The following is a 24,575-nucleotide window of genomic DNA, read 5'->3' as shown; positions in this document are numbered from 1 at the left end:
CCGTGGCGCATACTCTCCCCGCTGCGGCAAGGGGAAGAGAGTCGATCGCCGATGCTGGATGTTCTGGGCCTCGAACCCGACGACGAACGCGTGTACCGGGCCCTGCTCGGACGGCCGAACTCCACCGCGATCCTTCTCGGCGACCTGCTCGTGCTGTCCCGGGCCCACGTCGACAAGGCGTTGTCCCGACTGACCGAGTGGGGACTGGCGACCAGGTCGGCGGATGACCGGTTCACCGCCGCGCCTCCGGCCATGGCGCTCGGTGCCCTCATCAGTCAGCGCCGCGACGGGCTGCGCATGGCCGAGCACGCGCTGGTGGCCTTCGCCGAGGAACATCGGGCGGCGATGACCGGCAGCAGCATCAGCGATCTGATCGAGGTGGTCACGGGAGTCGATGCCATCCGCCATCGATTCCTCCAGGTACAGCAGGCGGCGCGGACACAGGTCCGCTCGTTCATCACCGCACCCTTCGTCGCCCTCTCTCCCGACGAGAACACCGCCGAGCCCATGGCCCTCGAGCGTGGAGTGCTCTTCCGAGCCGTACTGGACCGCGCTGTGCTGGCAGAGCCGGGCATCGTGCAGGACGCGATCGATTCCCTGCGCAACGGGGTGCAGTTGCGGGTCGCGGACCATCTGCCGATGAAACTCGTGCTGGCCGACGCCGACCTCGGCCTCGTCCCACTTGCGATCACACCGGCGGGAGAACCCGGCGCCGTGCTGCTGCACCGCAGCGGCCTCCTGGACGCGCTGGACGCGCTGTTCGAGACGGTGTGGCGCACGGCTCGGCCGCTCGAGTTGTCGGGCACGGGAGACGAATCCGACGTCGCCGTCGAGGCCGCTCCGCACGGCCCGACCGAACTCGACCAAAGGATTGTCGGACTCCTCCTGGCCGGCCTCACGGACCAAACGGTGGCGACCCAACTCGGTCTGTCACCGCGCACGTTGCACCGGCGCCTGCGCCGTCTCATGGACATAGCCGGAGTCCAGACCCGGATGCAGCTCGGTGCCCACGCCGTGCGAAACCGATGGACGGAACACCTGTGAACGTGACGGGACGGCTTCGTTCGGGACGCACGGCCGACCCGTAGCCGGCGCGGGATCAGCTGATGCAGACCAGCCCGAGCAGGCAGAGCCCCGAGGGCGAGGACGGCGACGAGGACTCGGCGGGCGGGGGAGTCGCCGCCGATGTGTCCGTGCTCGACGTGTCGGTGGTGTCGGTGCTGTCGGCGTTGTCGGTGGGAGTGGGCGAGGCCGACGTCCGGGGGACCGAGTCCGTGGTGTCGGACACCGTGGAGCCGGTTTGTGATCCGGCGGAGGACGCCGCTGTGGTCAGCGGATCCGTGACGCCGTCCTGCTGGACCGCTTCGGTCGTGGGCGTGGCCCGGGGCGTGGTGGCCGTCTGCTCATGGGGCGCGTTCGCGGTGGACGAGCGCTTCGTGGACGAGCCGCCCTTGGATCGGTTCGTGTCGGCCGGTGTCGCCGAGGCCGGAACCGGCGCCGTGGCCTGCTCCTCCGCGATGCCCATGGCCTGGCTGTCCGGTGCGGAGGCCGCCTGCGTGCGGTCCGTGGACTGCCGGTTCATCGAGGTGACGGTCAGACCGCCGCCGACCAGGGCGACCGCCGTGGCCACCAGGGCCCTGCGCTGGGTCTTCTTCCAGCGTTCCCGCTGGCGCCGCCGTGCCGCCCGGCCCGTCGGCGCGAGGGGCGGAGCGTCCGGGCCGTCGTACGGGTGCTCCTGCGGTGCCTCGCCGCTCTCCTCGGCACCGGAACCCTGGTCGTGCCACAGGTGGCCCGGGGATTGCCACGGTGCCGCGACCGGGTCGGGGGCCGGTGCGGTCGTTCCGACGGCGAGGGGCGCGATGTCCGGGGCGTAGGCGCCGCACCCGGGGCACACCAGGGCGCCGTTGAGATGCCGACGGCATGTGGAGCAGTAGTCCATCTGCGGTCTTCCTGTGTTCACTTTTCGCACGGGGGAGCGAGTCGCGAGCAAAGGTAGCGACGCTTTCGAAGGGGTGTGTGCAGCCTGTGTGACATCCCTGCGCAGATGTGCCCAGGGCGTGACCGCACAACGACACATCCGGGTGTCGTTTCCCTTGTTTGCGGGGCGTTTGACCTGTTTTCCGATCGAGCCGCTTCAGACACCCGGCTTGTCGTGCCGGCGGCGCACCATCTCGGAGATCCAGACGGGAGCGAAGGGGGAGGTGCAGCCGGGGGAGGTCGGGTAGTCCTTGAGGACCTGGAGGCGCTCGCCGATGTCGATGGCGCGGGTGCGGTGCTCGGGGTGGTCGATGCCGATCTGGGCGAGGCAGTGGTTCATCGCCCACTGCAGGCGGTCCGGGGCGTCCTTCATGTCGGCCTCGATGACGTCGAGCAGGCCCGCGAGATCGAGGCCCTCGGGCTTCTTCGTGATGCGTTCGGTGGTCAGTGCCCAGCCGGCGCTCGCGACGACGGGGTCCGGATCGGCGAACCAGGCCTGACGCAGCTCTTCGCAGTGCGGGCTCTTCCTCACCACGTAGTTCACGAGCCAGTCGTGCACCTTGGGTGTGCGTGCCGTGCGCAGCATGGCGTCCAGCTCGTCGCGCTCGAACGCCTTCGGGCGGCAGATCAGGGTCGCCAGCAGCTTTGCCGCGGTGTCGTCGGTCTCCCAGAGCCGGTGCGCGAGTTCCTGCTGTGTCTTGAGCCGCTTCGCGAGCGCGCGCAGCTTGCCGAGGTTCACCCCGTGATCGTCACCGTGTCTCTCGTTGACCTCGCGTGCCTTCGGGTCCTCGAGCCCGGCCAGCTCGGCCATCACCTCGGCCACCGTCGTCCCGGTCACCTCAGCCTCCTGTTCACCTTGTCAGCGGGGCGGCATGCCGCGTACGACGTCGGCGACGCTCGTGGCGGGACGTCCGGTGAGACGGGGAACGGCATCGCTGACGGCCTCGAGCTGACCCGCCGCGATGGCCGTGTACGTGGACACCCAGGCGTCGAGCTCCCACTGCGGGGCACCGTAGGAGGCCCGGGAGGCGTACGCCTCCTCGACCGTCTCCGGGTGGTAGGTGACCCTGCGGCCCTGAACCTCGGACAGCACGGCCGCGGCCTCGGCCAGTGACAGGGCCTCCGGTCCGGTCAGGTCGTAGACCGCACCGGCGTGCTCGTCCGGCCGGTTCAGGATCGCGGTGGCCGCGTCGGCGATGTCGTCCTGGGAGACGAACGCGGCCCGCCCCTGCCCGGCCGGGCCGCGGATGACTCCGTCCGCACCGGCCAGGTCGGGCACGAAGTCGGCGTAGATGTTGTCCCGCAGGAACGTGTACGCCAGCCCGGTGGCGCGGATGTGCTCCTCGGTGTGGAAGTGGTCGCGGGCCAGGGTGAACACGGCGTCGGGTGCCGCGCCGAAGAAGGAGATGTACACCAGGTGCCGTACGCCGGCCTCGACGGCGGCGTCCACGAAGGTCCGGTGCTGGGTGAGCCGGTCGGCGCTCTCGGAGGCGGACACCATGAGCACGGTCTCCGCGCCGACCAGGCCGCGTACGAGGGCCCCGTGGTCGTCGTAGCTCGCGCGGACAGGTGTCGCCCCGGGGAGTCGCGGCGCCCGCTCGGGGCTGCGCACCAGCAGCCGCTGCGGGACGTCCCGCTCGGCCAGGCGGCGGGCGACGCGCCCGCCGAGGCGTCCCGTGGCCCCGGTGACGACCAGTGTCGGCTCGGGCATGGTCCAGATCACTTCCTTACACGGTCGGTGCGGGCTCGCTCCGGTACCGGAGCGAGCCCGCCGACAACCTACTCCCCGGACGGCGCGGTCAACGGCACGCCCAGCGCCACCGGGGTGCCGAAATTCGGAGTGCCGTCCGTGTTCCAGGTGAACTTCTGCGCCCGGGTGGTCCGGTTCATGTCGCAGCCGCCGCTCGTGGAGTTGTTGGCGTGGTACACGATCCAGTCCTCGGTGCCGTCGGGCGACGTGAAGAAGCCGTTGTGACCGGGGCCGTACACGCCGTTGGCGTCGGACCGCTGGAAGACCGGGTTGGGGGACTTGGTCCAGGAGGCGGAGTTCAGCGGGTCACCGCCGTTGTAGGTGAGCATGCCCAGCTTGTAGTCGGGTGTGGAGCAGTGACTGGCGGAGTAGACGATGAACGTCTTCCCGTTCCGCTGGAGGACCTCCGCGCCCTCGTTGACGGCGCCGCCCACCGTCTCCCAGCCGTAGGTCGGGGTGGCCAGGATCCGGCGGGTGCCGCTCGCGGTCCACGGGTTCGACAGCGGCCGGATGAACATCGGCTGCGAACCGTTGTAGAAGGTGCCCAACAGATAGAGCCGTCCGTTGAGTTGCAGGATTCCGGGGTCCAGCTCCCAGGTGTTGTCCTGGGTCGGGTCGAGCAGGTCGGCCTTGAAGCTGTACGGCCCCATCGGGTCGAGGCCGGCGCTCTCCAGGACGTGGATGCGCTGGGTGCCCAGGTCGTACGGCTCGCGTCCGGCCGTGTAGTAGAAGTACCAGCGCTTGCCGCCCGGCCCGTCGAGGAGATGGAACTCCGGCGCCCACATCGTGCCCGCCCCGTTGGGCCGGGTCAGGTTGAAGATCACCTGGTCGGTGGCGGTGGCGAGACCGGCGAGCGTGTCGGCCCTGCGCATGGTGACCGTCGAGTTCCAGGTGGTCGTGGCGAGGTAGTAGTACCCGTCGTAGTACGTCAGCCAGGGGTCGGGTCCGTGCTGGGAGAGCGGGTTGGTGAAGGTGCCCGGGGTCGTGCCGCCGCCGGTGAAGCCGGGCAGCCGCCACACCCTGCCGTTCGCGGTGGAACACGGCAGCTGCACCAGGTTGGTGTTCGAGGCGGACGATCCGCCGCTCGGGGCGACGCACTTGCCGGAGCCGACGGAGACCAGGTTGAACGTCTTGTCGGTCCCGGCGACCGTCACCGGGACGAGCCGCCACTGCTGGTTCGTGCCGCTGTGGCAGGGCCACTGGATGATCGCCGCGTTGTCCGCCGTCGACGCGCCGTACACGTCGACGCACTGACCGGACCGGGTGGTGATCGTGTAGACGTCGGCCGAACCGGACACAGGGGTGAGGCCGAGGTTCTGGTTCGCGGCCGCGTCGCAGGCGAAGGCGCGCAGTTGAGCTCCGGCGGTGGTCGAACTGCCCGGCAGGTCAAGGCAGTTGCCGCCGTCCCGGTTCACCGCCGTCGAGGTGAAGGCGACGGCAGCGGAGGCGGGCGGTGCCACGAGGAAGGCGGCCGCCATGGTGAGCGCGGCGAGGAGCGCGGACAGACATCGGGAACGGGTCACGGGCCGTACACCTTTGCTTCGAGGAGGCCGACGGAATCGGTGCCGTTGCTCGTGAGCAGCACCCGTAGTCGCGTGGTGCTCGTGGCGGTGAACGTGACGGTGTTGTATTGGTTCCTGGCCAGCGGGTACGCGCTCGCGCCGGGGACGTCGACGTAGGCGCTGCCGTTCCAGTACTGGAGCTTCCATGCGGACGGCATGTCGATGCCCTGGTCGTCGTCGAAGAAGTAGACGTCGGCCTTGTTGAGGGTCTTCGCGGCCGGCCAGGTCAGTTCGGCCCACTGCTGCCCGGTCTCCGGCCAGGTTCCCCAGCGCGGGTTGACCGTGTCGTTGGAGGACGGTGGGTCGATCCCGTCGTTGACCGCGGTGACGGCCTCCCAGGGGGAGGTGTACGACGCGGTCGCGGTGGCGGATCCGGCCTGGTTCGCCGGTGGTTGGGCCCCGCCGCGGTGGAACACCTTCACCTCGGTGAGGCCCGTCTTGGCGCCGGAGGCGTTGGTGGCCAGGACCCGGACGCGCTGGGTGCTGACCGCGGGGAACGTCACCAGGTTGTAGTTGGCGCGCGGGGCGGCCGGACTCCTGGTCTGGCTCGGCACGTTCACCCATGAACTGCCGTTGTGGTACTGGATGGTGTACGCCGACGGCGCCCGGTAGGTGGTGCTCGCCGGGCGGCTGTCCTTGAAGTGCAACCGCACCTCGTCGAGTGTGCGGGCGGTGCCGAAGTTCAGCTCGTACCAGTCCTGGCTGTTGGGCGAGGAGCCGGCGCCCCAGAAGGGTTCGTTGGTGGGGTAGCCGTCGACCGCGCCGGACACGGTGCTGCCGGACCCGGTGTGGGAGGCGGACACGGTCGCGCCGGAGGCCAGGTCGGTCAGGTCGGCGGTGAGATCGACGCCGGCCTTGGCGAGCATGTCGACCATCCGGGGGCTGCTCTGCACGACCTGCTGGGGTGCCTTGAGACCGGAGACGGCCGTGTGGTGGGTGACCGTGCCGTTCGTGGTCACGTCGCCCGTGGCCGGGTCCCAGGTGAACGGCACCAGGGTGCTCACCGTCGCGGCCCGGCTGCCGTTGACGTAGATCGAGTAGCCCTCCGGGATGCCCGGGTAGCGGACCACGCCGTCGGCCGGGTCGTCCCAGACGATCGACAGATCGGCGCCCCGGTAGCGGAGGTTGTTGACGGTGAAGTGGCTCCACCCGATGTCGATGGGCGAGAGCTCGACCTTGGCGTCGTTGCGGGGCCGCAGCCCGGCGACGTCCTCGATCACGGTCCAGTTGCCGCTGCCGAGGGTGTTGTGGTGGATCCAGGAGCGGTAGGTGATGGAGCTGCCGTTCCAGTCGGCCCAGAACTCGTTGGCGTCGGGCCACTGGGTGTTGCCGCCGATGTACTGCGCCCAGGTGTTCCAGTAGAGGAGCTTCTTGTAGTCGGTCGCGTTCATCCAGGAGTTGGGGTAGTTGCGCAGGACCGAGGAGTAGAGCCGGAACTGGACGGTGGAGTTGATGGTGGAGAAGTTGTTGGAGCCCGGGTTCCCGGCGTCGGCCGCGGCCTGCTTGTCGACCTGGTTGGCCGTGTAGAACGGGAAGATCGGGTACTGGGCCGGGTCGTCGTACAGGCGCAACGCCTGCTTGTACGCGGCCGTGTTGGGCACCGCGCCGACCGAGAACGGGTAGTAGTTGTTGATCTCCTTCCAGGGCACCCACTCGTTCGTCGACTTCAACCGGTGCTCGAACAGCTGCCGGTTGGGGTTCCACAGCACATTGACGATCGCGTCCTTGATCTGGGTCGCGAGCGTCCGCATCTCGGTGGCCTTCGCCGTGTTGCCGACCGCCTCGTAGGCCTGGGCGGCGGCGAGTGCGCCGCTGTACTGGTAGGCGGACTCGGCGCGGTCCATGTTTCCGGGCTTCCAGTGGAAGGAGACGGCGTCGGCGTCGTTGCCGGTCAGGGCGCCCCAGTCGTACTCGATCAGCTTGTTGTTGTCGTGGTCGTAGTAGGCGAGTTGGCCTTTGACGTCGCCCTCGGCGTAGTGCGCCAGGTTGGCGGCGATGCCGGGCTGGCCGCCGTGGATCTGGTAGCTCTTCCAGGCCGCCTCGGCGATGTACTGGGTGTAGCTGTTGGACCAGTTCTCCGGATCGCCCGGGTTGTCGAGGAACCGGCCGCCCTTGGAGGTCTGGCCGACGCTCAGCCAGTCCCCGTACGCGTAGGACGGGTCCCGCAGGTACTTGAGGTCGTCGATGTGCATCGGCTGGGTCAGCGCGATCGCGTTGTTGTAGCCGAGGACGCCCTCCGTGGAGGTCGGGAACTGGAAGGTCTGCCCCGGGACGTCGGCGTCGAGGTGGTTGAAGCGCATCAGCCACCAGCGGTAGTAGATGTTCTTCTTGATCGCCGGTTCGGGCACGTCGATGTAGGGCACGTTCTGCGCCCACCACTGGTTGTAGGTCCGGACATGGGTCGCGAAGGCGGTGGCGTTGGAGTATCCGGCGTAGGCGGTGTACTCCGTGAGCGAGGCCGGGATCTCGTCGGTGACGAAGCCCATCACGACCTTCGCGGTCGCCGTGGCTCCGGCCGCGATGGTCACCGAGCGGTTGAGGCCGCCACCGGAGACGCTGAAACCGTCGCCGGTGAGCCGGGGGCGCAGCGTGGTCAGGTTGTTGTACGCGTTGACCTGCCCGGTCAGCTCGCTGCCGCTGCCCGTGGTGGCGTACGGCGACGTCGCCCGCAGTTGGAGGGTGGTGGAGCCGCTGCCGTTGTTCTTGATCGACAGGTTCGTCACGGCCACGTTGTTGTCGGTGATGAACTTCGTCTGGGTGACCGCGATCGACCCGCTGGAGTGCACGCTCCTCCAGTGGCTCGGCGCCTGCCGGCGCTGGGAGACCTGTTCGGTGAAGGTGCCTGGGCTGATCGCGACGCTGTAGGCGTTCTGGTCGTTGACGCTCTCCCAGTACGCCACGTTGCCGCCGAAGCCGAGGATCGCGGGGTTGTGGGTCTTCATGAACAGGGCACGCCCCCGGCTCATCAGCCAGGGGCCGGACGGGTCGTCGCCGGAGCGGGCCAGCAGGCGGTCCATCCAGAAGTCGGTGCCCGAACTCTCGGCGTCGTAGATCGCCTTCATCATGTCGCCGGGCGTGTGGGCGACGGGCGGGGCCGGGATCGCGGGGCCGCTGAAGGTGGGGAAACCGATGGTCTGGGCGGCACGAGCGGGGGTGGCGGTGAGGACGGAACAGACGAGGAGCGCCAGGACGATCAGGAGGCGCTGTAAGACGGGCTCGGTTCGTCTTCGCATCGGATGCTCCTCTTGGCGGAAAAGACCTAAAAGGTTTTCGCAACGTAGGAGCGAGCTGATGGAGTGTCAAGGGAGCTCGGAGAGGCCCGTGTTGGCGGACCGCGCGGTTCAGGACAGTGGGGCTGTGGAGCCTCGGATCACCACCCGGCAGGGGAGCGCCTCGACGCCGGAGTCCGTCGCACCGCCGATCGCGCCGAACAGCGCCTGCGCCGCCGCCCGGCCGACCTGCTCCAGGTTCATGTCGACGCTGGTGAGCAGCGGGCGCGAACCGGACGTCAGGACCTGCCAGTTGTCGAAGCCCATGACCGCCACGTCGTCCGGCACCCGGTGGCCGCGCTCGCGCAGCACGTCCATGACGCCCCGCGCGATCTGATCGCTGCCGCACAGCACGGCGTCCACATCCGGATGCCGGTCCAGCAGCAGCGCCGTGGCCGCCCGCCCCCACCCCTCCGACCAGGCACCGAACCGCGGCTCGCCGACCGGGACGACCCCGGCGTCGGCGAGCGCGGCCCGCGCGCCCGCGGCCCGGTCGTGCGCGGCGGCGTAGCCGGGATCCCCGGTGATATGGGCGATCCTGGTGCGACCGCAGGCCAGCAGGTGCTGCACCGCGATCCGGCCCGCGTCCACGTTGTCCGGGACGATGGACAGGTCCGCCGGATCGTCCGACGGCGCATACGCGTAGACCACGGGAACGGCCAGGTCACGGCCGAGTGAGGGCCGGGGATCGGTCCGGCTGCCCACCACGATGAGGCCGTCCACCCGACGCCCGAGCAGCGCGCGGACATGGTGCTGCTCACGGATCGCGTCCCCCCGGGCGTCGCACAGGAACACCGCCACCTCGCCCGCCCCGAAGGCGTCCTCGGCGCCCATCAGTATCGGGATGCTGAACCGGCCCTCCAGATCACTGGTGAGCAGACCCACCGTCCCGGTCCGCCCGGCGAGCAGACCGCGGGCCAGCTGGTTGGGGCGGAACGACAGGCGCTCGGCGGCCTCGATCACCCGCTGCCGGGTCTCGGCGCGCACCTGGCTGCGCCCGTTGAGTGCCTTCGAGGCGGTGGCGACCGACACCCCCGCCAGCCGGGCGACGTCGCTGAGGGTGGCGGTGTGCGAACGAGCGGGGCCGGGGGCTGGTGTCATGCGTGTCTCCTGTCTCGCATCACGTCCGTAAACCGTACGCGAGAACTTTCGGCATGCACCTGAAACTGCGTTCGTACGCGAGGGATTGACGGGCCCTCAGCTCGGCTCTAGCTTGACGAAAGCCTTTTCGGCCCGTTTCTTCCCGGTGTTCGTCACGGAGGGAGATCGTCATGGGGAGCCCCACCGGATCGCACGGACGTGTCCGCCGCCTCGTCACGGCTGTGGTCCTTCTCACCAGCCTGGGACTGGCCACGGCCTGCGGGTCGGGCGACGGCGATCCGGACGACCAAGGCGGCGGGGGAGGGGACGCGGCGAACGCCACCGGAATCGACGACGGCGCCGAGCTGACGATGTGGACACGAGCGGCGACCCGGCCGCAGAGCGAGGCCCTCGTCAAGGCGTACAACGCCGGCCACAAGAACCGGATCAAACTCACCGTCATCCCCACCGACGACTACCAGGCCAAGGTCGGTGCCGCCGCCGGCTCCCGCGACCTGCCGGACCTGTTCGCCTCGGACGTCGTGTTCGTGCCCAACTACACCAGCAGCCGGCTCTTCGCCGACATCACCGACCGCATCGACGCCCTGCCCTTCGCCGACGACCTGGCCCAGTCGCACATCAAGGCCGGGACGTACGAGGACAAGAAGTACGTCGTGCCGCACACCCTCGACCTGTCGGTCCTCTTCTACAACAAGGACCTCTACCGCAAGGCGAAGCTCGACCCCGACAAGCCGCCCACCACCCTGGCGGAGTGGGACGAGCAGGCCCGCGCCGTCGACAAGCTCGGTGGTGGCGTCAACGGCACGTTCTTCGGCGGCAATTGCGGCGGCTGCGGGGTCTTCACCTGGTGGCCGTCCATCTGGGCCGCCGGGGACGAGGTGATGAACGCGGACGGCACCGCGGCGACGCTCGACTCCGCCACCGCGAAGAAGGTCTACGACACCTACCGCGGCTGGGTCGACGACGACATCGTGGCCCCCGGCGCCCGCGACGAGACGGGCGCCACCTGGACCGGGCTGTTCCCGAAGGGACGGATCGGCGTGATGCCGATGCCGTCGACCACCCTCGGTCTGATGCCGAAGAACCTCGACCTCGGGGTCGCGCCCATCCCCGGTCCCGACGGCGGCAGGGCCACCTTCGTCGGCGGTGACGCCATCGGCATCTCCGCCACCAGCAAGTCCGCCGACCAGGCCTGGAACTTCCTCGCCTGGTCCGTGGGCGACAAGGCACAGGTCGACGTGGTCGCCGCGCACAAGGACGTGGTGGCGCGCACCGACCTCGCGTCCAACAAGTACTCGGACGCGGACCCGCGCCTGGTCACCATCAACGAGCTCGTGGCGGACGGCCACACCCCGTACGCGCTGAAGTTCGGCCAGACCTTCAACGACCCCAACGGGCCCTGGCTGACCATGATGCGCAACGCCGTCTTCGGCGACGGGGACTCCGTCGACAAGGACAACGACGAGGTGAGCGCCTCGCTGGCGGACTGAGCCCACCGAGCCGACCGACAGGAGAGCCATGCAGGTGAAGGCGCCCGACCGAGCGCCGGTCGATCCCTGGGTGCGGCCGCCGCGTCCGGCCCGCCGACCCCGTACAGCCACGTCCCTGTGGCGCTCCCGCACGGCCCAGGGACTCGGATACGCGGCACCCACAGCCGTGTTCGTCGCCGTCTTCTTCGTGTGGCCCCTGCTCCTGGTCGGCCGGATGTCCCTGAACGACTGGCCGCTCCTCGCGGGCGACCAGGGCGGCAACGCCCCCGAGAACTACACCGACATCACCGACAGCCCCCTGTTCTGGCCCGCCGTCCGCTTCACCCTTCTCTACACGGTGATCGTCACGGTCGTCCTCCTCGGACTCGCGCTCCTGCTGGCCCTGCTGGTCCAGGAGTCCCGCCCCGGCGCCGGCTTCTTCCGCACCGTCTACTTCCTGCCGGGCGCCCTCGGACTGGCCTCCGCCTCCCTGCTGTTCTGGGGCCTGTACAGCCCGACCACCGGGCCGATCAGCAACACCCTCGAACACCTCGGCCTGGTCGACGAACCGGTGTCCTTCCTCGGCACCTCGACCAACGCCCTGCTGTCGACGGTGTTCCTGGTGGTCTGGAAGTTCGCCGGGTTCTACATGCTGATCCTGCTCGTGGGTCTGCAACGCATCCCCCACGAGCTGTACGAGGCGGCCCGCATGGACGGCGCCGGCCGCGGCCAGATCTTCCGCCGCATCACCCTGCCGCTGCTGCGCCCGTCGCTCGCCCTGTCCCTCCTCCTCTGTGTCACCGGATCGCTGCTCGCCTTCGACCAGTTCTTCGTCCTCACCAAGGGCGGCCCGGACAACAGCACCGTCACCATCGTGCAGTTGATCTACCGCGAGGCGTTCCAGCGGCTCGACCTCGGCACCGCGGCGGCGCTGTCGATCATCGTGCTGGGAGCACTGGTGCTGCTCAACGTCCTGCAGTTCCGCGGCCTGCACCGCGCCGACGAGTCGTAGAAAGGGGGCATGCGCCATGCTCGACCGATCCCAAGTCCTCGGCAGGACGCCGTACTACGTCGTCGCCGGAGGGCTGGCCGTCATCTTCCTGTTCCCCCTGATGTGGAACGGCTGGGCCTCGGTCAGTGAACAGCCCGGCACCGCACAGGACTCCGGCTACGGCCTCGGCAACTACCGCACCCTGCTCGACTACGACGCCGGCCTGTGGCAGTACCTCCTCAACAGCACCCTCGTCTCGGCGCTCACCGTGACCCTGACCCTCGGGGTGTCCCTGCTCGGCGGCTACGCCTTCGCCCGCTTCCGGTTCCCGGGCAAGAACCTGCTGTTCCTGCTGACCCTGGCCATCCTCATGGTCCCGTACGCCACCCTCCTCATCCCGCTCTACGTGCTGCTCGGCAGGCTGCATCTGCAGAACTCGCTGATCGGGCTGAGCCTGGTACTGGCCATGTTCCAGCTGCCGTTCGCCACCTTCATGATGCGGATCTCCTTCGAGGCGGTACCCCGCGAGCTGGAGGAGTCGGCCCTCGTCGACGGCTGCGGCACGGCGGGCGCACTGCGCCGGGTCCTGCTCCCGGCGGTCCGGCCGGGGCTGATCACCGTGGGGCTGTTCGCCTTCCTCGCCGCCTGGAACGACTTCATCGCCCCCCTGATCCTCATCTCCGACAGCGAGAAGGCGCCCCTGCCGCTGGCCGTGGCCAATCTGCGGCAGCAGAGCATGGGCGCGGTCGACTACGGCGCCACCGAGGCGGGGGTCGTGGTCCTCGCCGTGCCCTGTCTCCTCGTGTTCCTGCTGCTGCAACGCCATTACGTGCGGGGCTTCATGTCGGGCGCCCTCAAGGGCTGAGTCCGGCGTCCTCAAGGGCTGAAAGGACGAAACGAAGGCATGAACAAGGAGCTGTCCACTGTCCTGCCCGTGGCACCCACCCGGGGACGGTTACGCCCGCTAGGACTCGACGAGGTCAGGATCACCGGCGGTTTCTGGGCCGCACGCCGGCACGTCAACGCGACCGTCAGCCTCGACCACTGCCGCGACTGGATGGAACGCGTCGGCTGGACCGGCAACTTCCGCGCCGCGGTCGAGGGCCGCATTCAACACGACCGCCGTGGACGGGAGTTCGCCGACTCGGACGTCTACAAGCTCCTGGAGGCCATGTCCTGGGAGACCGGCTACGACGTCGACCCTGCTCTCACCGAGGCCATCGCCGCCGCCCAGGAACCGGACGGCTATCTCAACACCGCGTTCGGACGGCCCGGCCAGCAGCCTCGCTACAGCGACCTCGCATGGGGCCACGAGCTGTACTGCTACGGGCACTTGATCCAGGCGGGCGTGGCCCAGGCCCGGGCGCGCGGCGAGGGCGAGCTGACGAAGATCGCCCGCCGCGCCGCCGACCATGTGTGCGCCCTCTTCGACACCAGAGGCAACCAGGGTGTCTGCGGACATCCGGAGATCGAGACGGCCCTGGTCGAGCTGGCCCGGCTCACCGGCGAACAGCGCTACCTCGACCAGGCCGCGCTGTTCATCGACCGCAGGGGTCGAGGAACCCTCGGTGACGGCGAGTTCGGCCGCGCCTACCACCAGGACGACCTGCCCGTACGGAAGGCGACCGTCCTGCGCGGCCACGCCGTCCGCGCCCTCTACCTCGCCGCCGGTGCCGTCGACGTGGCCGTGGAGACCGGGGACGAGGACCTGCTCGCCGCCGTCGTACGGCAGTGGGAGACCACGGTCGCCCGACGCACCTATCTCACCGGCGGCATGGGCTCGCACCACCGCGACGAGTCCTTCGGCGACGACTTCGTCCTCCCGCCCGACCGCGCCTACTCCGAGACCTGCGCCGGCGTCGCCTCCGTCATGCTCAGCTGGCGCCTCCTCCTCGCCACCGGCGAACCCCGCTTCGCCGACCTGGCCGAGCGGACCCTGTTCAACGTGATCGCGACCTCCCCGGCCGAGGACGGGCGGTCCTTCTTCTACTCCAACACCCTGCACCGGCGCCGCCGCGGCACCGTGCCCGCGGTCGACGCCCAGATGCCGCGCGCCGAGTCGAGCCTGCGCGCGCCCTGGTTCGCGGTGTCCTGCTGCCCGACCAACGTGGCACGGACCCTGGCCCTGCTGCCCGGGTACCTGGCGACGACCGACGACCACGGCCTCCAGCTCCACCAGTACGCCGACGCCGAGATCACCACGGGCGGCATCGCGCTGCGGATCCGTACCGACTACCCCTCGGACGGACGCGTGACCGTACGCGTCGCCCGGTCGCCGGACCACCCGTGGACGCTGTCGCTGCGCGTCCCCGCATGGGCGGCGGGCGCCACCGCATGGCTCGTCGACCCGGATGGAGGCCGCCGTGAGGTGACCCCGGGCACGGCCGAGGTCACCCGCGTCTTCCGCCCCGGCGACGAGACGGTCCTCGAACTGCCCGTACGACCCCGCTGGCTCGGGGCCGACCCACGCGTCGACGCGATACGCGGCACCGCCGCCGTCCAGCGCGGACCGCTGGTGTACTGCGCCGAGTCCGTGGACCTCCCGCACGGCCACGAGGTCGACGCGGTCCGCGTGGATCCGTCCGCCCGGCCGGAGGGGAGGGCGGACGGATCCGTCGTGGTCGCGGGCGAGATCAGCGCCCCGGAGGACCGGCCGTGGCCGTACCCGCCGTACGACGCCCCGCCGACGGCCGGCGACCGCACGGACATCGTCCTGGTCCCCTACCACTCCTGGGCGAACCGGGGACCCTCGACGATGCGCGTGTGGCTGCCGACCGTGGACTCAGCGCCGTAGGAGCGTGAGGCGGTACGTCGTCGTCCGTGACCCGTCCTCACTGGTCACGGTGACCACGGCACGCCCACGGCTCCGCTCGACGTCGACCGTCGCGTAGGGGTCGCGGGCCGTCGCCGTGACCACCGCGTGGTGCGGATCGGCGGTCCGGACCCGGTAGTCGGTCGTGCCGGGGGCGAAGTCCGCGACCGGCACGCCGGCCACCTCGATAGACGCGGCGACCGCGTCCGAGGATTCGCCGGGAGCCTTGGCGTACACCTCGACCTCGCTCATCGTGATGTAGCCGCCGGACCGGGCGGTCATGACGAGGCGCACCGCGGTCGCCGGGCCCGCCTCGATCGGTACGTCGACCACGGGCGTGCCCTCGGTCCCGACCGTGATCTCCTCGCTCGCGTCGACCCAGGCGCCGTCCGCCGCGCCGCGCACCTGCGCCTTGAGGCTCGCCGGGAAGGAGGCGTTGCCGCCGTCCCGGTAGAAGTGCGCCACGACCCGGTCGAGGTCGCGTGCCGTCGGGAGGGTGAAGGTGATCGTGTCGGACGGGTTCTTGGTGCCGGACCGCCAGTTGGACCAGCCCTTGTCGGAGGTGTCGCCGTTGCGCAGGCGCTCGGCGGAGTAGCCGCTCTCGGTGTACGTGGCCGCGACCGCGACGCCGGCGTCCGAGGCGATGTCGGTCTGCGTCGGCTCGGTGACCTGTACGCGGACAGACGCGTCGACCGTGCTGCCGTCCACCACCCGTGCGGCACCGTGCAGGGTCACCACGCCGGTCTCGGCGTACGCGCCCTCGGGGGCCGTGTCCCAGGTCACCGGAAGGTCGGTGCGGCCACCGTGCGCGCCGACGCCGACGACCGTGTCCGGCAGGGCGGGGCTGCCGCCGACGTAGGTCTTGGCGCGGCCGGGACCCGTCGAGGCGACGGTGTCGACGGTGACGACCGCCTTGGCGCGGATCCTCCGGCCGAGCGGATCGGTCGCGGTGCCCTTGACCCTCACCGTGCCCGGATCGGCCCACGCGTCGTCCGACGGCGGGTCCCAGACGACCGGCAGCGCGCCACGGGCACCGTCCCGGTAGACCGGCGTCACCGTCTCCGGAAGCGCCGGTGTCCGACCGGGCACGGTGAACACCTCGGCCTTCTCGGTGCGCAGTACGGTCTCGTCGCTCACCGTCCAGCGCTGGTTCGCCGTCGAGGTCGGGGTGTACGTCGACACCTTGGCGCCGTCCGCCGACGACTGCCCGCCGACGTCCAGCAGCCGGCCCGTGGCGGCGTTGACGAAGGTCCACGTGTCGTCGCCGGTCGTCGACAGGATCCACTGCGCGGCGGCGCTGTCCGACGGATCCTCCAGAACGGCCTGGTTCTCGCGTACGGCGAGCTGCTTGCCGCTGGTGGCGCTGGTGAGGGCGTAGCGCTCGCGATGGTCGGTGCCGGGCGTCAACTGGCGTACAGACCACAGCTGTCGGGCGCTGCTCGCGTCGTTCGTGCGGATGACGACACCGGTGCCGTCGTCCGACGGGGTGAGCGACTTGCCGCTCTGCGTGCCCTTGAGCCGGTAGACATGGCCGGGCTGGACGAGCGCGGCGTCCTTCGCGACGCCGCTGACGCCCTTGACGAGGAAGCTGGTGACGGACTTCGCGGGGACGGTGAGGGTGGCCGACCGGTCGGTGAGGCGGACCGGGGTGCCCCGGACGAGGGCGCCGTCCGTGCTGGTCACCACGGGGGTGACGGTGGCACCTGGGGTGACCTTGCCGAAGCGGGACAGGTCGAGGGTGACGGATCGGGCGGTGGTGCCGCCGTTGACGTGCACCACGGTCGCGGAGCGGCCGGACTTGCCGACGGCGGCGACGCTGGAGGTGTCGTCGACCTTCACGAAGCGGTCGCCAGGGCGGATGTAGTGGGTGAAGTTCCGGATGGTGTGGAACTTCGAGTTGGCCCGGATCGGGCAGCTCTCCAGGGTGTCCTCGGCGGTGCAGTTGAACGGGACGTGGATGCTGCCCCAGTTCTTGCCGGCGGCGGCCTGCGGGACGGAGTCCTCGACGGGCTGCCAGAACACCCAAGCGGAGGGCTCCAGTTCACGCATGTCGTCGACCATGCGGGTGGCGATGCCGAGGCCCGGCTCCATGCTGGTGAAATCGGTGCCGGTGCCCCAGGTGCCCTCGACCTCGCTCATCCACAGCTTCTTGTCCGCGCCCTTGGCGATGTCGCGGGCGCTGGTGCGCTGGCCGGTGCCGTAGGTGTGCACGTTGAGCTGGTCGACGGCGGCCCGGGCCTCGGCGGTGTAGGCGTTCCAGTTCGTCGTGAAGATGCCGGGGTTGGTCTCGTCCATCGCGGAGACCTCGGCCTTGGTCGTCGCGCCCTCCAGGGCCTTGTCCAGGGCGAGGACCACCTTCTGCTGGAGGGCGGGCCCGGCGTGCGCGCCTTCCTGCCGGCCGCCCGTGGGCTGCCCGTCGGCGCCCAACTGGGTTCCCCAGTAGGAGGTGTTGGGTTCGTTGAGCGGGTCGATGGTGTCGAAGGTGATGCCGTGCCGCTTCTCCATCTCCTCGCTCACGCGGACGAGGTAGGCGGCGAAGTCGTCGACGCGGTCGGCGCGGATCTGGTCGGCGCCGGCGTCGAAGCCGCCGGAGACGTACCCGCTGACCGTCTGGAACCAGGGCGGCGAGTTGCTGAACGCCTCCCACTTGGTGACCTTGTCCTTGACCTGGTCCACCCACCACCGCTGGTTCGCGTCGGCGTTCCAGTCCCAGTGGTTGGCGTTGTCCGGGTCCCACCAGTCCGTGTCCGTCCGGGTGGTGCCCTCGGGCGCCTTCCAGAAGCCGTCCATGGTCGCGCCGGCCTTCATGTAGTCCTTGCGGACGTCCGGGGCGTTGCCGCCACCGATGTTGTAGCGCGCGATGTTCAGGGCCAGCCCGTCCTCGCCGAACAGCATGTCGACGAGCTGTCGTCGGATCGGCTCCGGATAGCCGCCCGTGGCATTGGCGAACCAGACGAGACTCGTCCCCCAGCCCTCGAACTCCTGCTGCTGGTACGACGGATCGACCCGTACCGTCACCGAGCTGAGGGGTGCCGCCGTGTCCGCGGCCGGGGCGGGGGCGGGGGTGGCGGTGACGAGTCCTGCGGCGAGCGTGAGGGGGATGGCCGGCGTCAAGACCCGGACGATGCGGCGTCGGCTGGACACGGAGCTCCCTTCCGGAGCGCGGAGAGGCACAAGCACGAAGGCGCGAGCACGAAGAGGAACAGAATCAACCAGAAGCGATCAGGCTCAAGGCATGCTCATCGACGAAAATGAACACGTCAAGACATCGCGCACGCCGGGCACTCATCAGGTCAAGCGTCCCGGACTATTGACTCGCAACTCGCCAGTAGCCATTCTCGTCGAACAGATTGCGCCGGTCATGACAAACTCATGGGGCGCCGACCGAGGGGCGTGGTATCGACCATGACTCGATGTTCGTATCGCAGGCGCAAAGACGTGACCGTCGTGTCGCTGCTCCTCTTCGTCCTGGCCATCGCCCTCGGCCCCACGCCGAGTTCGGCGGCCGCGAGCGACTGGTGGAACCCGACCGCGCGACCCACGCCGGACTCACAGGTCAACGTCACCGGCGAGCCGTTCACCGGCACCAACTCCGCAGGTGAGGTACGCGGGTTCGTCGACGCGCACAACCACCTGTTCTCCAACGAGGCCTTCGGCGGCCGGCTGATCTGCGGCAAGGTGTTCTCCACCGCGGGTGTCGCCGACGCGCTCAAGGACTGCCCCGAGCACTACCCGGACGGCACCCTCGCGATCTTCGACTACATCACCCACGGCGGCGACGGCAAGCACGACCCGGTCGGCTGGCCGACCTTCAAGGACTGGCCGGCGTACGACTCGATGACCCATCAGGCCAACTACTACGCCTGGATCGAGCGCGCCTGGCGCGGCGGGCAGCGGGTGCTGGTCAACGACCTCGTCACCAACGGCGTGATCTGCTCCGTCTACCCGTTCAAGGACCGCAGTTGTGACGAGATGACCTCGATCAGACTGCAGGCCAAGCTGACCTACCAGCTCCAGGACTACGTCGACGCGATGTACGGCGGCGCGGGCAAGGGCTGGTTCCGGATCGTCACCGACACCGCGCAGGCCCGCAAGGTCATCCAGCAGGGCAAACTCGCCGTGGTTCTGGGCGTGGAGACCTCCGAGCCGTTCGGCTGCAAGCAGATCCTCGACATCGCGCAGTGCAGCAAGGCGGACATCGACAAGGGGCTCGACGAGCTCTACGACCTCGGTGTGCGCAGCATGTTCCTGTGCCACAAGCTCGACAACGCCCTGTGCGGTGTCCGCTTCGACGAGGGCGGCCTCGGAACGGCCATCAACGTGGGCCAGTTCCTGTCGACCGGCACCTTCTGGAAGACCGAGAAGTGCACGGGCCCCCAGCACGACAACCCCATCGGAACGGCCGCGTCCGACGCGGAGGCGGACCTGCCGGCGGGCACCGAAGTGCCGGAGTACGACGAGAACGCCCAGTGCAACGTCCGCGGGCTCACCGACCTCGGCGAGTACGCCGTCCAGGGCATGATGAAACGCAAGATGATGCTCGAGATCGACCACATGAGCGTCAAGGCGACCGGCCAGGTCCTCGACATGTTCGAGGCCGCCTCCTACCCCGGCGTGCTCTCCTCGCACAGCTGGATGGACCTCAACTGGACCGAGCGGGTCTACTCCCTCGGCGGTTTCGTCGCCCAGTACATGCACGGCTCCGAGGGCTTCAGCACCGAGGCGAAGCGGACCGACGCGCTGCGCGCCAAGTACAACGTCGGCTACGGCTACGGCACCGACTTCAACGGCATCGGCGACCATCCCGCCCCGCGTGGCGCAGGCGCCACGAACAAGGTGACGTACCCCTTCAAGAGCGTCGACGGCGGCTCCGTCATCGACAAGCAGACCGTCGGCTCACGCACCTTCGACTTCAACACGGACGGCGGCGCCAACGTCGGCCTGATCCCGGACTGGATCGAGGACATCCGGCACGTCGGCGGCCAGGACGTCGTCGACGACCTGTTCCGCGGTGCCGAGTCCTACCTCGACACCTGGGGTGCCTCCGAGCAGCACCAGGCCGGCGTCAACCTGGCCAAGGGCCGTACCGCGACCGCGAGTTCGTCCGAGTCCAACCCGTTCACCAGCTACCAGCCGGGGCGGGCCGTGGACGGCGACGGCGACAGCCGCTGGGCCAGTGACTGGAGCGACGACCAGTGGTGGCAGGTCGACCTCGGCTCCACCAACCTGGTCTCGCGCGTGACGCTCGACTGGGAGCGCGCGTACGGGAAGTCGTATCGCATCGAACTCTCCACGGACGGCACCAACTGGCAGACCGCCTGGTCCACCACCTCCGGCGACGGCGGTCTGGACACGGCCAAGTTCACCGGCACACCGGCCCGTTATGTTCGTGTCCACGGCCTCGACCGGGGCACCGACTGGGGATACTCGCTCCACGAGGTCGGCGTGAACAGCGCCTGACGAGCACGGGGGAGCCGCACATGGCACGGATGCCGTCGACCGAACGGCGTCGGCAGCTGACGGAAGCGGCGATCAGGGCGATGGCCCGGGACGGCGTGGCCAAGACCACGACCCGGTCCATCGCCGCCGAGGCGGGCGTCTCCCTGAGCGTCTTCCACTACTGCTTCGACTCCAAGCAGGAACTGATCGAGTCCGTCATCACCACCATCACCGACCACTACGTGATCATCGTGAAGGAGGCGCTCAAGCCCCGGGAGACCCTCGAGGAGACCGTCCGGGCCGGTTTCCAGGCGTACTGGGACCATGTGCGCGCCCACCCCGACGAGCACATGCTGACCTACGAACTCACCCAGTACGCCCTGCGCGAGCCGGGGTTCGAGCAGCTGGCGCGGCGGCAGTACGAACTGTACGGCGAGCTCTACACCGAGCTCATCGAGCAACTGTGCCAGGACAGCGACGTCCGGCTCCGGGTGCCCGTCTCCGCGCTGGCCCGCTATCTGGCCGCCATGACCGACGGGCTCACCCTCAACTACCTGGTACTCGGCGACGAGGGTGCCTGGACCGACATCCTCGACACCGTCACCGCCCACATCGCGGGGCTGGTGACGGCGCAGGACTAGGCCGTGAGCGGGTTGGACCTCGCGGCGGCCAGCAGGTACCAGGCGGTGGCGCCGGTGTGCAGGTACGGGTAGTAGCCGAACCCGAAACCGGTGTCGAGCGGGCTGCTCGCCGACACCACCCCGGACCTGGCGGCCACGGCCCTGCCGCCGAAGGTCTGGCCCGCGCCCAGCAGGTCCTGGGCCCGTTCGATGGAGGCGATCAGGCGCCGGGCGCGCTTCTCGTCACCGGCGTCCTGGCGGTGGCGCAGAGCGAGCGCCAGATGGGCCGTGCCCTCGAACCACACTCCGTTGCGGTCCGGCCTGGGCTGGCCGTCGGCGATCGGGGCGCCCTCGTTGGCCAGCAGACTCGCCGAGCTGAAGGTGACGCCCTCGTACGACTGGCCCGCGGGGACCGTGCTGTTGGGGCGCTCGGGCGTGTCCAGCACGGCCAGTTCGGTGGCGGCCCAGTCCAACGAGCGGCCGTACACCGGGGAGTTGAGCGCGAGGTGCGTCCAGGTCTGGGTGTCCTCGGGGATCGGCGACTTGTTGATCGTCACGCCGTCGTTGGTGCCGGTGTAGAAGAACCCCCCGTCCGGCTCCCACATCTTCTTGACGAACGCCCCGGCGACCGCACGCCGTTCCCGCCACACCCGGTCCCCGCTGAGCCGGGCGAGTCGGCCGAACAGGCCGATCAGGTCGGTGTTGTGCTCGGTCGAGGTGAACGGGAGCTTCTTGTTCGCCCCGTCGACCCCGAACTTGAAACCGCCGAGGGGTTCGTCGGTGCGCCCGGTGCGGTCGATCCACTCGCCGATCCGCACGGCACCGGCGAGGAAGCGGCGCTCCCCGGTCCGCCGGGCCAGCGTGGCGAGGGCGATGCCGGCCCAGGCCATGTCGCCCACCGCCGTACCGGTGAAGCCGAACTGCCAACCCACGTTGGCCTTTCCGTCCGCCCGCACGAACCCGTCGGGCTGGGGAGTGCCGTCGTAGAAGGTGTACGGGCCCACGTTGTAGGCCTGACGGAGCCGGCCGTCGTCGTGGTCCGGGTCGTTGGCCTGGGCGTAGAGAAGAGCGTCGCCGAGTGCTGCCGCGCGGGATCTGCCGGCCTTGGTGTCGCAGGCCAGGTTTGCCAGGATCGCGAGGGCGTTGTCGTAGGTGAACGCCGTGCTGAACAGGCCGGCCTGGTCGGTGTAGCTCTGGGCGAGGCGGATCGTGCCGTGGTCCGGGTAGGCGTCCATGGCGGCGGCGAGGAAGGCCTGGGCCCGGCTCCGGGCGGAGGCCTGAGCCCGGTCTGCCGCGCGGGCGGTGCCCGAACCGGCGGCGAGGAGGACCGCGGCACCGAGCCCGGTTCCGATGAGGGCGCGGCGATCGAACGCGGGGCGGCCTTGGCTGCCGGTCATGGGTCTCCTCGAATCGAAGCGGCGAGCACGTTTGAGAGCGCTCTCAGGAGTGCGCGCTCATTCTGCTGTCGCCTCAGGTCCGGGTCAACGGCTGGGAGGGGTGGAGCAGTTGGGGCGTCAGTTCCGCGGACACCCGGCACCCAGGGCCCCGGCACGGCTATACGCTCCAGGAGCCCACCGGCCGCTGAAAGGGGCGCTCCATGACGACCATCGCGGTGACCGGGCACATCGACCTCACGGCGGAGACGGCCGTCCTGGTGCGCGCGGTCCTGGAGGAGCTTCTGCGGACCTACGCCGACGACGGCGAACTGGTCGGCGTTTCCTGTCTCGCCAGGGGCGCCGACTGTGTGTTCGCGGAGGCCGTGCTCGCCGTCGGTGGACGGCTGGCTGTCGTCATCCCCTCGCGGGACTATCGCCGCGCCCGGGTGCGGCCCGACCACGCCCCCGTGTTCGACCGCCTGGTCGAGGCCGCCGAGGACGTGGTCGTTCTGCCGATCGAGACCGCCGGCCGGCAGGCCTACGAGGCGGCGAACAGTGTTCTCGTCGAGCGCGCCGACCGGCTCGTGGCCGTATGGGACGGCACCGCGCCCACTGGCAGAGGAGGCGGCACTGCCGACACGGTGCTCGAGGCCCGGGCGGCGGGCGTCCCCGTCGACGTGGTGTGGCCCGAGGGGGCCGCCCGTGCCCGCCGCGAGGGCGTCGCCGACGGGGGTGCCGGGATCAGACCGCCGTTGCCGGGAAGGTCGGGTACTCCACCCCGGAGACGTGCTGGACGACCCGGATGACCTGGCAGGAGTAGCCGAACTCGTTGTCGTACCAGAGGTAGAGGATCGCGTTGTCGCCGTCGACCTTGGTGGCGCCGGCGTCGACGATCGAGGCGTGGCGCGAGCCGACGAAGTCCATGGAGACGGCGTCGGGGGCCGTGGTGAAGTCGATCTGGCGCTTCAGCGGCGAGTTGAGGGAGACGTCCCGGAGGTACTCGAGGACTTCCTCGCGGTTGGTCTCACGGCCCAGGCGCAGGCTGAGGATCGCGATCGACACGTCCGGCACGGGCACCCGGATCGAGCTGCCGCTGATCGGTGCCTTCAGGTCGGGCAGCGCCTTGGCGACGGCCGAGGCGGCACCCGTCTCGGTGATCACCATGTTGAGCGGCGCCGAGCGGCCGCGACGGTCGGCCTTGTGGTAATTGTCCAGCAGGTTCTGGTCGTTGGTGAACGAGTGCACCGTCTCCACGTGGCCGCGCAGCACACCGAACTCGTCGTTCATGGCCTTCAGCGGCGGCACGATCGCGTTGGTGGTGCAGGAGGCGCAGGACAGGATCTGCTCGTCCGGCTTCACGCTGTCGTGGTTGACGCCGTGCACGATGTTCGGGACGTCGCCCTTGCCCGGCGCGGTCAGGACGACCTTGTCGATGCCGGGGCGCAGGTGCTGGGACAGGCCCTCGCGGTCGCGCCACTTGCCGGTGTTGTCGATGAGGATGGCGTTCTTGATGCCGTGCGCCGTGTAGTCGACCTCGGACGGGTCGTTCGCGTAGATGACCTTGATCGCGTTGCCGTTGGCGGTGATCGTGTCGGTGGCCTCGTCGACGGTGATCGTGCCCTGGAACTGGCCGTGGATCGAGTCGCGGCGCAGCAGCGAGGCGCGCTTGACGAGATCCTCGGAGGCCCGACCGCCGCCGCCGCGGACGACGATGGCGCGCAGCCGCAGTCCGTTGCCGGAGCCGGACTTCTCGATCAGGAGGCGGGCGACGAGCCGGCCGATGCGGCCGAAGCCGTACAGGACGACGTCACGGCCCTCGCGGCGCTCGATCTTGTTGGCGCCGGTGGCACCGGCGACGGACTCGGCGGTGAACGCCTCGACCGACAGTCCGCGGTCGTCGGCGCGGTAGGTCGCGGCGAGCATGCCGATGTCGATCTGGGACGGGCCCAGGTCGAGGGTGGTGAGTGCCTGGAGGAAGGGCAGCGTCTCGACGACCGACAGCTCCTCGCCGGCGATCTGCCGGGCGAAGCGGTGGGTCTTGAGGATGCTGACCACCGACTTGTTCACCAGGGAGCGGCTGTGCAGCAGGACGGTGACGTCCCGCTCGCGGTGCAGCTTCCCGATGATCGGGATCATCGACTCCGCGATCTCCTCACGGGTCTTCCAATTGGTGAACGAGTCCTCATTGACAGTCACAGATCTATCTCTC

At 69.7% G+C, this 24,575-nt stretch carries 17 protein-coding genes and 1 pseudogene; 9 read left to right on the top strand and 9 right to left on the bottom strand.

Features of this window, described 5'->3' with window-relative positions:
• The first annotated feature begins 51 nt into the window (after nucleotides 1-51).
• A complete protein-coding gene (locus OG381_RS07610) occupies nucleotides 52-1,044 on the top strand; it encodes a TrmB family transcriptional regulator (protein WP_327715343.1) in 993 nt (330 codons plus the stop codon).
• Between the two features lie 55 nt (nucleotides 1,045-1,099).
• Here OG381_RS07610 and OG381_RS07605 read toward each other — a convergent pair whose 3' ends face one another.
• From OG381_RS07605 to OG381_RS07580, 6 genes are all read right to left on the bottom strand, one after another.
• The gene (locus OG381_RS07605; RefSeq protein WP_327715342.1) at nucleotides 1,100-1,960 is read right to left on the bottom strand and encodes an SCO2400 family protein; all 861 of its coding nucleotides are present in this window, start codon (nucleotides 1,958-1,960) and stop codon (nucleotides 1,100-1,102) included.
• A 174-nt stretch (nucleotides 1,961-2,134) separates the two neighbouring features.
• The gene (locus tag OG381_RS07600; protein ID WP_327722411.1) at nucleotides 2,135-2,788 is read right to left on the bottom strand and encodes a DNA alkylation repair protein; all 654 of its coding nucleotides are present in this window, start codon (nucleotides 2,786-2,788) and stop codon (nucleotides 2,135-2,137) included.
• 48 nt (nucleotides 2,789-2,836) lie between these two features.
• Nucleotides 2,837-3,688: an SDR family oxidoreductase gene (locus OG381_RS07595; protein WP_327715341.1), complete on the bottom strand. Its 852-nt coding sequence runs from the start codon at nucleotides 3,686-3,688 to the stop codon at nucleotides 2,837-2,839.
• Nucleotides 3,689-3,756: 68 nt separating this feature from the next.
• Nucleotides 3,757-5,250 carry a family 43 glycosylhydrolase gene (locus OG381_RS07590; protein ID WP_327715340.1) on the bottom strand — a complete coding sequence of 498 codons (1,494 nt, stop codon included), beginning with the start codon at nucleotides 5,248-5,250 and terminating at the stop codon, nucleotides 3,757-3,759.
• Nucleotides 5,247-8,522 (bottom strand): discoidin domain-containing protein, encoded by a 3,276-nt coding sequence (locus OG381_RS07585; protein WP_327715339.1) that lies wholly within the window; start codon nucleotides 8,520-8,522, stop codon nucleotides 5,247-5,249. The genes OG381_RS07590 and OG381_RS07585 overlap by 4 nt, the downstream gene beginning before the upstream one ends.
• Before the next feature lie 108 nt (nucleotides 8,523-8,630).
• The gene (locus tag OG381_RS07580) at nucleotides 8,631-9,659 is read right to left on the bottom strand and encodes a LacI family DNA-binding transcriptional regulator (protein ID WP_327715338.1); all 1,029 of its coding nucleotides are present in this window, start codon (nucleotides 9,657-9,659) and stop codon (nucleotides 8,631-8,633) included.
• 170 nt (nucleotides 9,660-9,829) lie between these two features.
• On the opposite strand from OG381_RS07580, the gene OG381_RS07575 reads away from it, so the two are divergent.
• Genes OG381_RS07575 through OG381_RS07560 form a run of 4 tightly spaced genes read left to right on the top strand, consistent with a single transcriptional unit; the run spans nucleotide 9,830 to nucleotide 14,913 of the window.
• Nucleotides 9,830-11,149 carry an ABC transporter substrate-binding protein gene (locus OG381_RS07575; protein WP_327715337.1) on the top strand — a complete coding sequence of 440 codons (1,320 nt, stop codon included), beginning with the start codon at nucleotides 9,830-9,832 and terminating at the stop codon, nucleotides 11,147-11,149.
• 28 nt (nucleotides 11,150-11,177) lie between these two features.
• Nucleotides 11,178-12,140 carry a carbohydrate ABC transporter permease gene (locus OG381_RS07570; protein WP_327715336.1) on the top strand — a complete coding sequence of 321 codons (963 nt, stop codon included), beginning with the start codon at nucleotides 11,178-11,180 and terminating at the stop codon, nucleotides 12,138-12,140.
• 16 nt (nucleotides 12,141-12,156) lie between these two features.
• A complete protein-coding gene (locus OG381_RS07565; RefSeq protein ID WP_327715335.1) occupies nucleotides 12,157-12,984 on the top strand; it encodes a carbohydrate ABC transporter permease in 828 nt (275 codons plus the stop codon).
• 39 nt (nucleotides 12,985-13,023) lie between these two features.
• The gene (locus OG381_RS07560; protein WP_327715334.1) at nucleotides 13,024-14,913 is read left to right on the top strand and encodes a glycoside hydrolase family 127 protein; all 1,890 of its coding nucleotides are present in this window, start codon (nucleotides 13,024-13,026) and stop codon (nucleotides 14,911-14,913) included.
• On the opposite strand, the gene OG381_RS07555 is transcribed toward OG381_RS07560, so the two are convergent.
• Nucleotides 14,902-18,075, bottom strand: coding sequence for an RICIN domain-containing protein (locus OG381_RS07555; RefSeq protein ID WP_327715333.1), 3,174 nt, complete (start codon nucleotides 18,073-18,075; stop codon nucleotides 14,902-14,904). The genes OG381_RS07560 and OG381_RS07555 overlap by 12 nt on opposite strands.
• Before the next feature lie 91 nt (nucleotides 18,076-18,166).
• On the opposite strand from OG381_RS07555, the gene OG381_RS07550 reads away from it, so the two are divergent.
• Genes OG381_RS07550 through OG381_RS07540 form a run of 3 tightly spaced genes read left to right on the top strand, consistent with a single transcriptional unit; the run spans nucleotide 18,167 to nucleotide 21,011 of the window.
• On the top strand, nucleotides 18,167-18,340 hold the full coding sequence (locus OG381_RS07550; RefSeq protein ID WP_327715332.1) for a hypothetical protein: 174 nt from the start codon (nucleotides 18,167-18,169) through the stop codon (nucleotides 18,338-18,340).
• Nucleotides 18,337-20,391 (top strand): galactose-binding domain-containing protein, encoded by a 2,055-nt coding sequence (locus OG381_RS07545; RefSeq protein WP_327715331.1) that lies wholly within the window; start codon nucleotides 18,337-18,339, stop codon nucleotides 20,389-20,391. Before OG381_RS07550 ends, OG381_RS07545 begins: the two co-directional genes overlap by 4 nt.
• Before the next feature lie 20 nt (nucleotides 20,392-20,411).
• Nucleotides 20,412-21,011 carry a TetR/AcrR family transcriptional regulator gene (locus tag OG381_RS07540; RefSeq protein ID WP_327715330.1) on the top strand — a complete coding sequence of 200 codons (600 nt, stop codon included), beginning with the start codon at nucleotides 20,412-20,414 and terminating at the stop codon, nucleotides 21,009-21,011.
• Here the strand turns inward: OG381_RS07540 and OG381_RS07535 are convergent.
• A complete protein-coding gene (locus tag OG381_RS07535; RefSeq protein ID WP_327715329.1) occupies nucleotides 21,008-22,387 on the bottom strand; it encodes a Tat pathway signal sequence domain protein in 1,380 nt (459 codons plus the stop codon). The genes OG381_RS07540 and OG381_RS07535 overlap by 4 nt on opposite strands.
• Nucleotides 22,388-22,587: 200 nt before the next feature.
• Between OG381_RS07535 and OG381_RS07530 the strand changes: the two are divergent.
• Nucleotides 22,588-23,070 (top strand): annotated as a pseudogene (locus tag OG381_RS07530) (hypothetical protein); the annotation flags it as partial.
• A 37-nt stretch (nucleotides 23,071-23,107) separates the two neighbouring features.
• Here the strand turns inward: OG381_RS07530 and OG381_RS07525 are convergent.
• Entirely contained in the window at nucleotides 23,108-24,562 is a 1,455-nt protein-coding gene (locus tag OG381_RS07525) for a glyceraldehyde-3-phosphate dehydrogenase (protein ID WP_327715328.1), read from the bottom strand.
• Nucleotides 24,563-24,575: the final 13 nt, after the last annotated feature.

The sequence above is a fragment of the Streptomyces sp. NBC_00490 genome (genome assembly GCF_036013645.1).
GTDB classification, from domain to species: Bacteria; Actinomycetota; Actinomycetes; order Streptomycetales; family Streptomycetaceae; genus Streptomyces; species Streptomyces canus_F.
This window is presented reverse-complemented; position numbering and strand designations above follow the sequence as displayed.